The 12,427-nt window shown below is 71.2% G+C and carries 9 protein-coding genes and 1 riboswitch; of the genes, 4 read left to right on the top strand and 5 right to left on the bottom strand.

Annotation, left to right across the window (positions count from 1 at the left end; genetic code table 11):
• Positions 1-94: 94 nt before the first annotated feature.
• Positions 95-1,249, bottom strand: coding sequence for a C40 family peptidase (locus ABT254_RS01430; RefSeq protein ID WP_351462405.1), 1,155 nt, complete (start codon positions 1,247-1,249; stop codon positions 95-97).
• Between the two features lie 8 nt (positions 1,250-1,257).
• Positions 1,258-1,409: riboswitch (cyclic di-AMP (ydaO/yuaA leader) on the bottom strand.
• 402 nt (positions 1,410-1,811) lie between these two features.
• On the opposite strand from ABT254_RS01430, the gene pcrA reads away from it, so the two are divergent.
• A complete protein-coding gene (pcrA, locus tag ABT254_RS01425) occupies positions 1,812-4,298 on the top strand; it encodes a DNA helicase PcrA (protein ID WP_351462404.1) in 2,487 nt (828 codons plus the stop codon).
• Positions 4,299-4,329: 31 nt separating this feature from the next.
• On the opposite strand, the gene ABT254_RS01420 is transcribed toward pcrA, so the two are convergent.
• The gene (locus ABT254_RS01420) at positions 4,330-5,790 is read right to left on the bottom strand and encodes a M23 family metallopeptidase (RefSeq protein ID WP_351462403.1); all 1,461 of its coding nucleotides are present in this window, start codon (positions 5,788-5,790) and stop codon (positions 4,330-4,332) included.
• A gap of 295 nt (positions 5,791-6,085) precedes the next feature.
• A complete protein-coding gene (locus tag ABT254_RS01415; RefSeq protein ID WP_351462402.1) occupies positions 6,086-6,952 on the bottom strand; it encodes a lipase family alpha/beta hydrolase in 867 nt (288 codons plus the stop codon).
• Positions 6,953-7,301: 349 nt separating this feature from the next.
• Here ABT254_RS01415 and icmB point away from each other — a divergent pair, with 349 nt between their 5' ends.
• Positions 7,302-7,718, top strand: coding sequence for a coenzyme B12-dependent isobutyryl CoA mutase small subunit (icmB, locus tag ABT254_RS01410; protein ID WP_351462844.1), 417 nt, complete (start codon positions 7,302-7,304; stop codon positions 7,716-7,718).
• Between the two features lie 202 nt (positions 7,719-7,920).
• Here the strand turns inward: icmB and ABT254_RS01405 are convergent, their stop codons facing one another.
• Positions 7,921-9,543 (bottom strand): DUF5691 domain-containing protein, encoded by a 1,623-nt coding sequence (locus ABT254_RS01405; RefSeq protein ID WP_351462401.1) that lies wholly within the window; start codon positions 9,541-9,543, stop codon positions 7,921-7,923.
• Positions 9,544-9,607: 64 nt separating this feature from the next.
• Positions 9,608-10,963 carry an SWIM zinc finger family protein gene (locus ABT254_RS01400; RefSeq protein WP_351462400.1) on the bottom strand — a complete coding sequence of 452 codons (1,356 nt, stop codon included), beginning with the start codon at positions 10,961-10,963 and terminating at the stop codon, positions 9,608-9,610.
• Positions 10,964-11,108: 145 nt separating this feature from the next.
• On the opposite strand from ABT254_RS01400, the gene ABT254_RS01395 reads away from it, so the two are divergent.
• Together ABT254_RS01395 and ABT254_RS01390 are read left to right on the top strand one after the other, a co-directional pair.
• Complete coding sequence (locus ABT254_RS01395) at positions 11,109-12,248, top strand: ATP-binding protein (protein ID WP_351462399.1); 1,140 nt, start codon at positions 11,109-11,111, stop codon at positions 12,246-12,248.
• Positions 12,245-12,424, top strand: a complete 180-nt coding sequence (locus ABT254_RS01390) for a hypothetical protein (protein ID WP_351462398.1) — start codon at positions 12,245-12,247, stop codon at positions 12,422-12,424. Before ABT254_RS01395 ends, ABT254_RS01390 begins: the two co-directional genes overlap by 4 nt.
• The last annotated feature ends 3 nt before the right edge of the window (positions 12,425-12,427 follow it).

Genomic DNA, 12,427 nt, shown 5'->3' with positions numbered 1-12,427 from the left:
CGATGCTAGGGAGTGCGGCGCGGGTTCAGGGCGGGCCACGCGCGCGTGCGTCACAAACTGCCCCGCACGCGCGCGTGCACTGCTTCCCGGTGCCTCAGGCGGGCCGCACCACGCTGTGGATGATCGATGCGCCGCCGTAGTAGATCGACTCCTCGCGGACGTAGGCGCCCGGCTTCGGGGCGTGGATCATCATGCCGTTGCCGATGTAGACGCCGACGTGGCTGATGTCGTCGTAGAAGAAGATCAGGTCGCCGGGCTGCGCGTCGGTGAGGGAGACCGTGGTGCCGGCGTTCACCTGGTCGTAGGTGGTGCGCGGGAGGTCGACGCCCGCGGCCTTCCAGGCGGCCTGGGTGAGGCCGGAGCAGTCGTAGGAGTCGGGGCCGGTGGCACCCCAGACGTACGGCTTGCCGATCTGGGCGCGGGCGAAGGCGAGCGCCTTCTCGGCCTTGGTGGCGTACGAGGAGTCGCCGGCGGAGGTGGATCCCGTGCCCGCGGAGGAGCCGCTGTCCTGGGCCGCGGCCTCTTCCCTGGCCTTCTCCGCCGCCGCTTGCTGCTTCGCCAGTTCCGCGGCCTTGCGGGCGGCCTCCTCCTCCTTCTGCTTCTGGATCGCCGCGAGCCGGGCCTTCTCCTCGGCGGTCAGCTTCGACAGCAGTTCGCGCGCGTCGGAGAGCTTCTTCTGCACCGTGGACTTGGCGGTCTGCAGGTCGCTCTGTGTCTCGGTGAGCGTCTGAAGGCTCCTGGAGGCCTCCTCGCGCTTCTTCATCGTCGCGGACTGCTGGGTGAAGTAGTCGTCGACCGCGCTCTTCTGACGGGAGGTCAGCCGCCCCATGAGCTGCGTCTGGTCGAAGTAGTCCTGCGGGGAGTCCGCGAGCAGGAAGGTCGCCGTGTCGGGTGCGGCGGCTCCGGTCCGGTACTGGGCCGCGGCGAAGGAACCGAGCTGCTCCCGCTCTTCGTTGAGCTTCTGCGTGCGCTTGGCGACGTCGTCGAGGAGGGTGTCGACGTTCTTGCGCTGCTTCGTGGTCTTCTCTTTGGCCGCGTTGTACTTCTCGGTGGCCGACTCCGCCTGGCGGTAGAGGTCGTCGACCTTCTTCTCGACCTCTTCGAGGCTGGGCTTGCCGTCGGCGGCGGGGGCGGCGTTCGCCGACTGGGACAGCAGGGCCACCGAGGTGAGGGCGGCCGTGGCGAGGGCGGGGGTGCGTATGCCTGCTACGCGCGTACCCGCGGGGCGCGACTTGCGGTGCGACGCCAAGGGAGGCGACTCCTTCCGTCTTCCGCCTACCGAGTTAGCTGTCGGGTTCGGGCGGGTGCTTCGGAAGGGTTGCCCTACGGTCCGTGCCTCGAAAGGGAGGACCGATTCACCCCAAGGTCGGTGTGGGTCCCCGGCTCCGGATGCGCGGCGGCGCCCCGGACTCGGCGGTGGCCGCGCGGCCCGGCGACGTTCGCCGGTGGGGGTCGTGCGGCCTGCCGGAACGGTAGCCAACCCGTGTGGCCTCTGTGAAGGTTGATGTTCGATATGCCCGATACATTTTCGTGACCTTTGGTCAGCGGGCCGCACACGGGCGTCAGTCCGGGTAGGACTGTGACGGCTTGTGCGTGTTCTACCGGATCGGTGGCAGCTGTCCACTTCGGTGGCTGCCTCGACCTGTTCGATTACGGACCGTGATGGCGCGGTTCTCGAGGGACACCTCGCGGCCAGGTCCGGAGGAATCGGGGATTCCGCGGCCTGCGAGGCCCGGGGGAGTCGGCGGATTCCGGCGATGTTCTCAGGGCGGCGGCGGGCTGTCAGTGGGGCGCCCTAGACTCGGAGAGCGATGAGCAGCCTCTTTGACGACAGCTTCCTGGCGAACCTCCAGGCCCCCCGCGGGCACGAGGAGGAACCTCCGCCGCCGCCCGAGGACGATCACGGACCGGAGCCGGTCCCGGACGATCTGTTCGGCGGGAAGTTCGACGTGCCCCCGGACAGGGATGCCTACTACCGCAACGGCACCCCTCGCCCGGCGATCGACCCGGCCGCGCTCCTGGACGGGCTGAACGAGAACCAGCGCGCGGCCGTCGTCCACTCCGGCACCCCCCTGCTCATCGTGGCCGGCGCCGGCTCCGGCAAGACCCGCGTGCTCACCCACCGCATCGCCTACCTCCTGGGCGAGCGGAACGTGCATCCGGGCCAGGTCCTCGCGATCACCTTCACCAACAAGGCCGCGGGCGAGATGAAGGAGCGCGTCGAGCAGCTCGTCGGCCCGCGCGCGAACGCGATGTGGGTGATGACCTTCCACAGCGCGTGCGTGCGCATCCTGCGCCGGGAGAGCAAGAAGCTCGGCTTCACCTCCTCCTTCTCGATCTACGACGCGGCCGACAGCAAGCGCCTGATGGCCCTGGTCTGCCGCGACCTGGACCTCGACCCCAAGCGCTACCCGCCGAAGTCCTTCAGCGCCAAGATCTCGAACCTCAAGAACGAGCTGATCGACGAGGAGGACTTCGCCGCCCAGGCCGCCGACGGCTTCGAGAAGACCCTCGCCCAGGCCTACGCCATGTACCAGTCGCGGCTGCGCGAGGCGAACGCCCTCGACTTCGACGACCTGATCATGACGACGGTCAACCTGCTGCGCGCCTTCCCGGACGTCGCCGAGCACTACCGCCGCCGCTTCCGGCACGTCCTGGTCGACGAGTACCAGGACACCAACCACGCCCAGTACGCGCTCGTACGGGAACTCGTCGGCACCGGCGCGCACGACGAGGACGTACCGCCGAACGAGTACGACCTGCAGCCCGCCGAACTGTGCGTCGTGGGCGACGCCGACCAGTCGATCTACGCCTTCCGCGGTGCGACCATCCGCAACATCCTCCAGTTCGAGGAGGACTACCCGAACGCGACGACGATCCTGCTGGAGCAGAACTACCGCTCCACCCAGACGATCCTCTCCGCCGCCAACGCGGTCATCGAGCGCAACGAGTCCCGCCGCCCCAAGAACCTGTGGACGAACGCGGGCGCGGGCGCCCGCATCACCGGCTACGTCGCCGACACGGAGCACGACGAGGCCCAGTTCGTCGCCGACGAGATAGACCGTCTCACGGACGCCGGCGAGACGAAGGCGGGAGACGTCGCCGTCTTCTACCGCACCAACGCCCAGTCCCGTGTCTTCGAAGAGGTCTTCATCCGCGTCGGCCTGCCCTACAAGGTCGTCGGCGGTGTCCGCTTCTACGAGCGCAAGGAGGTCCGGGACGTCCTGGCCTATCTGCGGGTGCTGGCCAACCCCGAGGACTCGGTGCCGCTGCGCCGCATCCTGAACGTCCCCAAGCGCGGCATCGGCGACCGCGCGGAGGCGATGATCGACGCACTCGCCCAGCGGGAGAAGATCAGCTTCCCGCAGGCGCTGCGCCGCGTCGACGAGGCATACGGCATGGCGGCGCGGTCGGCCAACGCCGTCAAGCGGTTCAATACGCTGATGGAGGACCTCCGGACGATCGTCGAGTCCGGCGCCGGCCCGGCGACCGTCCTGGAGGCGATCCTCGAACGCACCGGCTACCTCGCCGAGTTGCAGGCCTCCACCGACCCGCAGGACGAGACCCGCATCGAGAACCTCCAGGAACTCGCCGCCGTGGCACTGGAGTTCGAGCAGGAGTCCGGTGAGGGCGAGGAGCCCGGCTCTCTCGCCGACTTCCTGGAGCGGGTCGCGCTCGTCGCCGACTCCGACCAGATCCCCGACGAGGAGGAGGACGGCTCCGGAGTCATCACCCTGATGACCCTGCACACCGCCAAGGGCCTCGAGTTCCCGGTGGTCTTCCTCACCGGCATGGAGGACGGCGTCTTCCCGCACATGCGCGCCCTCGGCCAGACCAAGGAGCTGGAGGAGGAGCGGCGGCTCGCCTACGTCGGCATCACGCGCGCGCGTGAGCGGCTGTATCTGACCCGCTCGTCCCTGCGCAGTGCGTGGGGCCAGCCGTCGTACAACCCGCCCTCCCGGTTCCTGGAGGAGATCCCGGCACAGCACGTCGACTGGAAGCGGACGGGCGCCACCGCCCCGGTCTCCTCCGGCCCGGCGTCGGCCGTGGCGTCCTCGCTGTCGTCCTCCCGCTCGCGCTCGTCGGCGTCGGGTGCGTCCGGATTCGCCACGAGCCGGGCCTCCGAGAAGCCGGTGGTCTCGCTGGCCGTGGGTGACCGGGTCACACACGACCAGTTCGGACTCGGCACGGTCGTGGCGGTGAAGGGCACGGGCGGCAACGCCGAGGCGACGATCGACTTCGGCGACACCAAGCCGAAGCGCCTGCTGCTGCGGTATGCGCCGGTGGAGAAGCTGTAACAGGACCTGGGGGGCGCCGCCCCCGGGTCTCCTAAGTCGGGTCGAGCCCGTGGCTCCGCAGCCACGGCAGCGGGTCGATAGCCGAACCCCCGCCCGGCCGGACCTCGAAGTGCAGGTGCGGGCCGGTCGAGTTGCCGGAGTTCCCGGAGTACGCGATCGGGTCGCCGGCCTTGACCGTCGTACCGGAGGCGACGCGATAGCTGGAGAGGTGGCAGTACCACGTCTCCGTGCCGTCCTTCGCGGTCACTATCATCATGTTCCCGTACGCACTGTTCCACTGTGTGCGGACGGTGCCGTCGGTCGCCGCCATCACCGTCGTGCCGTACGAGACGGGGAAGTCGATGCCGGTGTGCACGGACATCCAGTTGATGCCGGCCTGGCCGAAGTAGGCGCTGAGCCCCTTCTGGGCGACCGGAAGGACGTACTTCGGGCGCAGCCGCTCCTTGCGGGCCGCCTCCGCTGCCGCCTTCTTCTTCTCGGCCTCCTGCTGGGCCCTGAGGTCGATGCGCTCCTGCGTACGGCTGGCCCGGTCGGCGAAGTCGTCGGCGCCTGCGGAGAGGCTCCGGAGCTGGGTGTCCAGCTTGTTGTTGGCGGCGGATGGTTTCACCGCATGTGCGTCCGACGCGGTCGTCGAGGTGCCCTGGTCGCCGGTGAAGGTCCCCACGGAGGCGGCGGCGATACCGGCCACGCCCATCACACACGCCGAGGGCACGGCGACGGTCAGCAGCGCGGACCGCTTGGCAGGCGCGCGACGGCGGGAGCGGGCCCCGCTGCGGGAGCCCGCGCGCGGGGCCGGAGCCGACCTGACCTCTTCCTGCTCGTCGAGGAGCGGGGCCACCGAGGGCAGCTCCCCGGTGGCGTTCGACTGGCCGCCGTCCGGGAGGGATTCCTCGTACGAAGCGTGCTCGGCCTGCTGCTCGTGGTCGTCGGCGGTTCCGGCGGGCGCGGCGGTGCCGTCGGCCTCGGGGCCTTCGGAATTCCACTGCGTGGCGTCGTACGCCCCCGTGTCGAAGGCCTGGGTGCCCCATTCCCACTGCTGGGTCTGGTCGGCGGTGCTGCCCGAATGGTCGGGCTGCAGCCAGGCGTTCGCATCCCACTGGCCTGAGACGTCGTGCCCGGTGGCCTGCGGTGGGATGACGGGAAGCGGCTGGTGGTCGGCGGCCCAGAGGGTCGTGTCGTACACGCCGGTGTCGTAGGCGGCATGGTGCTGTGCCGCGTACGCGTCGTAGTTCAGGGTCTGGTGCCCGCCCGTGGCCCACTGGCCGGAGTCGTACGAACCCGTGCTCTCGCCCGGGAGGCTGCCGAACAGGGGGTCTGCGGCGAAGGTCGCGGTGGCGTGACCGCCGGTCGCGAAACCACTGGAGTCGTAGCCGCTGTACGTGGTGAAGTCGCCGTACTGGGCTTCCTGCGTGCCGTACGACGCGTAGTGCGCCGAGGCGGCATCGGAAGCCGGAGCCGGGGTCATGGTCCCCGACGGGTGACGGTCGTTCACCAACTTCTCTTTCGCCTCGACAACAGGGGCTGCCAGAGCAGTGCGGTGACTGTACCCGGCGGTATACGGGCTCGACAATCTTCAACAGGTTTCGTGCGCGCAGGAAACGGGCATTCGGCCGTGTTTCGGGGGACGACGGGCACGGCTTTGGCCCTGTGTTCGAAGGATGTTCGAGGCCAAATGGCTGTCGGATAGCCGTGCGAGTGCTGTCGGGGTGCCGTTCCAGGGCCGTAAGCGGGCTGTGGGGGATGCGGCCGTGCCGGATGTGGCTGTGGATGGGCTGTAAGGGAGGGGGTCAGGCCACTGTCAGGCCGCCGGCGTGCGCGGCGGCTTCTGCTCCTGTTCCCTCGGCGTCGAGGGCCTGGCGTATCCCGGTCGCCACGGCGGGGTGCACGGGCAGGGCGAGATGCCCGATCCCGCTGACCCGTACGTTCTGCACCATCAGGTCGGGGTGGTCGATACAGGCGGTCTCCAGCGGGTCCATCAGGTGATCGAGGTCGCTCCAGAAACTCACGAAATGCGTACGGCAGCCCGGCGCGGGCCGGGTCAGCTCCTGGAGCAGCTCCGAGCCGGGGCGCATCTGGCGGACGATCGGGTGGGCGTTCGCCAGCGGCACCACCCGGGTGCCGGAGTGCGGGGTGCCGAGCGTCACCAGGGTGCGGACGCGGATGTCGCCGCCCAGCCGCTGCACGTAGTACCGCGCTATCAGTCCGCCGAGGCTGTGTCCGACGATGTCGACCTGCCTGCTGCCCGTGCGCTCGCAGATTTCTTCTATGTGCCGGCTCAGCAGCTCGGCCGCGGTGCGGATGTCGCAGGTCAGCGGCGAATAGTTGAGCGACTCGACCTGCTGCCTGCCGTGCTGGGCGAGGCTGCGGCGCAGCAGCACGAAGACCGAGCGGTTGTCGATGAAGCCGTGCAGCAGGACGACCGGGGGTTTGGTCCCGGTCGGCAGCTGTGCCGCGCCGTCCGCCGCCGGGAGCGGGACCGATGACCCCCGGCGTTCCTGGATGACGCCGGAGGGATAGAGGAGGAGGTGTCCCGCGAGGATCGCCAGTTCCAGGGCGGTCGCCTTCAGCAGGGCCAGGGAGAGTCCCGCCAGTCTGCTCGGGAGCAGTCGCTGGCAGAGCGGGAGACAGGGCAGCGCTGCCCTCGTGACCTTCATGGCCGACCTCCTGTCGGCACGCAGGAGGACGCCTCTGTCCCCCGTGTGCCCTCGTTGAGGCCGCGGAAGGCGGTCGACGGTCCTTCACGGCATCGTCGACACACCGCATCACCACGGCGCGCGGCCTGCGGCGCGGCGGTGCGGTGACCCCTTTGCGGCTCTCGTTGCGCGTGTTCCCGCCGGAACAGCGCGCGGTGAACGTGTCCCATCGTGTGATTTCCCCCTCGGTCTTCACCGCGAAACTGCCGGTTGCGGGATGCTGTCGATAACGTTCGTTCACTTCCCCGGCCGGTTCGGGTACCCAGTACTTGTCGGTAGGGATGGATGCAGTCGCTTCATGGAGGCAGTGATGGGTGTGGCAGCCGGTCCGATCCGCGTGGTGGTGGCCAAGCCGGGGCTCGACGGCCACGATCGCGGGGCCAAGGTGATCGCGCGTGCGTTGCGCGACGCGGGTATGGAGGTCATCTACACCGGCCTTCACCAGACCCCCGAGCAGATCGTCGACACCGCGATCCAGGAGGACGCCGACGCGATCGGGCTGTCGATCCTGTCCGGTGCCCACAACACGCTCTTCGCCGCGGTGATCAAGCTGCTCAAGGAGCGGGACGCGGAGGACATCCTGGTCTTCGGCGGCGGGATCATCCCCGAGGCGGACATCGCTCCGCTGAAGGAGCAGGGTGTCGCGGAGATCTTCACGCCGGGGGCGACGACGCAGTCGATCGTGGACTGGGTGCGGGCCAATGTCAGGCAGCCGGCCGAGGCGTAGGCCTCCGGCGGTGCGGGCGTTGTCCAGTGCGCGTGGGCTGGGGTGGCCGGACCTGGGGGCTTCGCCCCCAGACCCCCTTTCGGTCTGAACGGCCTCGTCCTCGAACTCCCCCACTCTCGGCTTCGCTCGAGCGGGCGCACCCCCACGACGGGCTGGAGTGGCCGACCGGCGCTGAAGAAGTGCTGCGGCCTGAAGGACGGCCCTACGCCACGTCCAGCTCCTCCGTCATCGCTGCCCGCAGCCGCAGGGTGGTGACCAGACGCTGGAACGCCTCCGCCCAGTAGCCGCCCGCCCCCGGTGACGCGTCCTCCGGCTCGTCGGGTATCGCCAGCAGGCCGTCGAGGCGGCTTGCCTCGGAGGGGTCGAGGCAGCGTTCGGCCAGGCCCATCACTCCGCTGAAGCTCCAGGGGTAACTTCCCGCGTCCCGGGCGATGTTGAGCGCGTCCACCACTGCCCGCCCGAGCGGCGCGGACCAGGGCACCGCGCACACCCCGAGCAGCTGAAACGCCTCTGACAGGCCATGTGCCGCGATGAACCCGGCCACCCAGTCGGCCCGTTCCGCTGCGCTCAGCGTGCCGAGCAGCCTGGCGCGCTCGGCCAGCGACACCGAGCCCGGCCCGCCGGCCTCGGGGGCGGACGGGGGTCCGAGGAGCGCCCGGGCCCACTCGGGGTCCCGCTGTCGCACGGCGGCCCGGCACCAGGCCGCATGCAGTTCGCTCTGCCAGTCGTCCGTCACCGGCAGCGCCACGATCTGCCGTGGCGTACGGCCGCCCAGCCGCGTGGACCATGTCCCGAGGGGTGTCGCCTCCACCAACTGGCCGAACCACCACGACCGTTCACCCCGCCCGGCCGGAGCCTTGGCCACGACACCGTCACGCTCCATGCTCGCGTCGCACTCGTGCGGAGCCTCGACGACGATCACCGGTGAGTCGCCCGTGTGGTCGACGGCCACGCAGGCCGCTGCCCTGACGGCCATCCGCGCGGCGAGCGCCGAACCCGGCAGCGCCGAGAGCAACTCTGCTGCCGTCGCCCTGACATTGCGACTCCGGTCGGCCAGCGCCTGTTCCAGGAAGGGCTCGTCCTCGGGGCCGAGCCCTGTGCGCAGCGAGTCGAGGAACATCAGGCGGTCCTCGGCCCGCTCCGTCGACCAGGTCGTGGTGAGCAGTTCGCGGGCGGCGGCGGGCTCGCGGGCTCGTATGGCCGACAGAAGCGCCACCCGCTCGGCGAACAGGCCCTCCTCCCACAGGCGGCGGGTCTGCGCCGTGTCCTCGGGGTGCGGCAGGGCGGCACCGCCGCCCGGGGTCGCACGCAGGGCGAACCGCCAGTCGGGATTCAGCCGGGCCAGCCACACGGCGCGCGGCCCTGCGAACGTCAGCGCCGCCGGCCGCAGATCCGTACGCCCCCGGGCCGCGTCCAGCAGCGCGGGCAGCGCCTGCGGGGGTGCCGCGAAACCGCGGGCGTTCGCCGTCGCGAGCCACTGCGGAAGCAGCTCCATGAGGTCCGGCGCCGTGCCTCTGCGGCCGCCGCCGCCCGTGCCCGGCCGGTCGGCGAGCAGCAGCGCGAGCCTGCGGGCAGCCGCCGGGGGCAGTACCGGCCGCGGGTCCTCGGCAGCCGGCTCGGGCCGTCCCGCCGCCCGAGCCGCCCGCAGCCCGGCCCGCCGCCGAACGGTCTCCGCGGCCGCCGCGTCCAGCAGCGCCACCGGCGCCTCCCGCCCCGGCGCTCCGCCGGGCGGGGTGCGCCGCTCCGTTCCGAGCAGGGCCGCCGTGACGAGTTCCTCCCAGGCGCCCGAGGCGGGCGCCTGCACCGGCGTGGACGTCGTATTCATGCGGTTCCTTTCCGTGAGGCTCCCATCCCTGTGGGTGTCGTACGGCGGTCCTGCGACTGTCGGTTCAGCACAGCCGCACCGCCTCTCCTGCCCCTTCCGGCCACGCCGTCAGCGGAGTGAAGCCCCGGTGGCCGCACTCGCCGAAGACCTTGACCGGGGAGCCGCCGGACAGGGCGACCAGGCGCCAGAGGCCGGGGCGGCTACGGGCAGTGGGAGTCAGCGGCAGCGCCGCATCCGCGTCAGCGTCCGCCAGCTGCCAGGAGTCGCCGTCCGGGATCGGTACGACCCGGTCCAGCGTGACCGGGACGGACTCCAGCCAGGGGTCGTCCCGCAGTGCCTCGCCGTAGCGGGCGGCCGCCTGGGCGGTCGTCACTCCTGGCGGCCGTGTCACCGACGGGGCCGGCGGTGCGAACTGCTCGCCCAGGGCCGCCCGCAGCTGCCCGGCGCCCGGATAGGCGGACACCTCGGCGTCCAGGGTCAGCCCGACGGGCAGCGCCAGCTCCGGGGCGCGGCCCGCGGCGCCGTAGGAGAGGAGCAGCGCGGTGCGGTCCGAGTCCGTGCCGTGCAGCCAGATTCTGCGGGTCGTCAGGCGGGTGTCCGCCGTGTCGTACTGGGCCAGGACCAGCCAGCGGTCACGCAGCGGCGGGCCGTCCGCCGTGCCGGGCAGACCGATTCGTGAACGGACCGTGGCCGCCAGGCCGTCCGGCAGCCGGTCTCGGTGCAGCCAGCCCTGGTCGAGGAGATGGAGCAACGCGCACTCCTCCAGCAGTCGCACCGGCCAGCCCGGCCCGGACGACGGGATCGCCCCCAACTCCCGCACCCGCGCTGCCAGTCCAGGCGCCTGGGCGTCGACCATGCGGGCCGCGGTCTCCTCCCACAGCGCGTACCCCGCCTGCTCCGCGCTCGCCAGACCGGCGCGCAGCAGATCCGTCAGGCGCTGCTCCAACTCGGTCGCACCCGCGGTGATCCGCTCGGCCCGGCGCTCCGCCCGGCGCCGCGCGGCCTCCGGATCACCGGACCCGGACGAGGAACCGGCCGCCCCCGCCACCCGCTTCTGCTCGGTGCGCTGCCTTCTCCCCTCTATCCACTGCTCCGCCCAGTCCGGCGCCTGCGCCGACGGCACCGCACCGTCCCCGCCCGCCCAGAGCAGCAACAGCCCGAGCGCGTGCTTGCACGGGAACTTGCGGCTCGGGCAACTGCACTTGTACGCGGGGCCCGCCGCATCCGCGATGTCCACGACCGTCTGGTACGGCTTGCTGCCACTGCCCTTGCACTGCCCCCACACCGTCCCCTCGTCGGAACTCCCCGCCTCGGACCACGGCCCCGCCGCGCCGAGTTTGCTGCCCGCTTTGCGTGACGCGGCGTCAGGCGCCAGCGCCAGCACCTGATCCGCGCTCCAGCGCACCCCCTGCTGAGTCATGACATCGAAGGTAGATCCCGCCACTGACAATCGGTCCTGCGAGCCCGCTCGCACAGGAGTTTTCGCAGGTCAGAACGGATTGTCAGTGGCGTGGTGCAACGTGGGTGCCAGATCCGAACCGGCCGAGCTGGAGGGGGCCTCAGCCATGTCTGTGTCCGTGGAACCGACGATCGTCGAAGCAGCCGAAGTACCCGCGAAGAAGCCGGCCGAGGCGTTGCGGCCGCACGCCGAGGACGCCTTCGCCGGTGAACTCGCCGCGCTGGCCGCGCAGGACGACCGCCCGCGCCCGGCCCGCTGGAAGCTGTCGCCGTGGGCGGTGGCGACATATCTGCTCGGCGGCACCCTGCCGGACGGGACGGTGATCACACCGAAGTACGTGGGCCCGCGCCGCATCGTCGAGGTCGCCGTCACCACGCTCGCCACCGACCGCGCCCTGCTTCTGCTCGGCGTGCCCGGCACCGCGAAGACCTGGGTGTCCGAGCACCTGGCCGCGGCGGTCAGCGGCGACTCGACGCTGCTCGTGCAGGGCACGGCGGGCACGCCGGAGGAGGCGATCCGGTACGGCTGGAACTACGCGCAGCTGCTGGCGAACGGCCCGAGCCGGGCCGCCCTGGTGCCCAGCCCCGTCATGCGGGCCATGGCGGAGGGGATGACGGCGCGGGTGGAGGAGCTGACCCGTATCCCCGCCGACGTCCAGGACACGCTCATCACGATCCTCTCCGAGAAGACGCTGCCGATACCGGAGTTGGGGCAGGAGGTGCAGGCCGTCCGCGGTTTCAACCTGATCGCCACGGCCAACGACCGGGACCGCGGGGTCAACGACCTCTCCAGCGCCCTGCGCCGCCGCTTCAACACGGTGGTGCTGCCCCTGCCGGAAAGCGTCGAGGCCGAGGTCGACATCGTCTCGCGCCGCGTCGACCAGATCGGCCGCTCGCTCGACCTGCCGGCCGTGCCCGAGGGCATCGACGAGATCCGCCGCGTCGTGACCGTCTTCCGCGAGCTGCGCGACGGGGCCACGTCCGACGGGCGTACGAAGCTCAAGTCGCCGAGCGGCACGCTGTCGACGGCGGAGGCGATCTCGGTCGTCACCAGCGGACTCGCCCTGGCCTCCCACTTCGGCGACGGCGTGCTGCGGGCCGGAGACGTCGCCGCGGGCATCCTCGGCGCCGTCGTCCGCGACCCGGCGGCCGACCGTGTCATCTGGCAGGAGTACCTGGAGGCGGTCGTCCGCGAGCGCGACGGCTGGAAGGACTTCTACCGGGCCTGCCGTGAGGTGAGCGCGTGAACGACCTGGGGTGGGGCCGGTCGGGCGGGAACAGCGGAAACAAGGGCTCGGGCGGGAGCCAGGGATCGGGCGGCTCGGTGCGCACGGCACACGAGGACTGGCTGTACGTCGGGAACGGCAGCGGTCAGGAGGGCGCCGGGCAGGCGTCCGGCGGCCGCATTCGAGGGGCGCGATGACCA

Origin of the sequence: Streptomyces sp. NPDC001137 (genome assembly GCF_040298885.1) — a bacterium.
Taxonomy (GTDB): Bacteria; Actinomycetota; Actinomycetes; order Streptomycetales; family Streptomycetaceae; genus Streptomyces.
The sequence above is the reverse complement of the archived record's forward strand: the minus strand, read 5'-3'. Positions and strand labels throughout refer to the sequence as shown.